A 585-nucleotide genomic window follows, 5' to 3' on the forward strand; every position below is an offset into this window, starting at 1 on the left:
AGTAATGTGGCTGGTGCGCTTAAAGATACGATCGGCACGGCCTTTCGCCCGTGGCTTGATGCGCTTCATAGTAGGACCTTCGTCTAAAAAGACCCGGGCTACTTTTAACTCATCGATATCCGCACCTTCGTTATGTTCCGCGTTCGCGATTGCTGACTCAAGTACTTTCTTGATTAAGACAGCAGATGCTTTGGGGCTGTATGCCAGGATATCCAGTGCTTTTTCTACTGGAAGTCCACGGATTTGGTCTGCGACCAAACGGCCCTTCTGCGCTGAAACGCGGGCAAATTGGTGTTTAGCAATTGCTTCCATCACTCTCTACCTCTTACCGTTTCTTCGCTTTCTTATCAGCAGCATGGCCGCGATAAGTACGGGTTGGCGCGAATTCGCCTAATTTATGACCGATCATTTCATCTGTCACGTAGACAGGAACGTGCTGACGACCGTTGTGAACAGCGATTGTCAGGCCGATCATATCTGGGATGATCATTGAACGACGGGACCAAGTTTTAATTGGCTTTTTATCCCCGGCTTCCAACGCTTTCTCCACCTTATTTAGCAGGTGAAGGTCAATAAATGGACCTT

The 585-nt window shown here is 48.5% G+C and carries 2 protein-coding genes; both read right to left on the bottom strand.

What is annotated here, in order from left to right; genetic code table 11:
• On the bottom strand, positions 1-312 hold a 312-nt coding region (gene rplV / locus B3180_RS07285), incomplete at its 3' end, for a 50S ribosomal protein L22 (RefSeq protein WP_286843799.1).
• 13 nt (positions 313-325) lie between these two features.
• Positions 326-585: 30S ribosomal protein S19 (gene rpsS, locus B3180_RS07290; RefSeq protein WP_286843801.1), on the bottom strand; the 260-nt coding region annotated here is incomplete at its 5' end.

The organism is Idiomarina sp. UBA4206 (genome assembly GCF_002383015.1).
Classification (GTDB): domain Bacteria; phylum Pseudomonadota; class Gammaproteobacteria; order Enterobacterales; family Alteromonadaceae; genus Idiomarina; species Idiomarina abyssalis.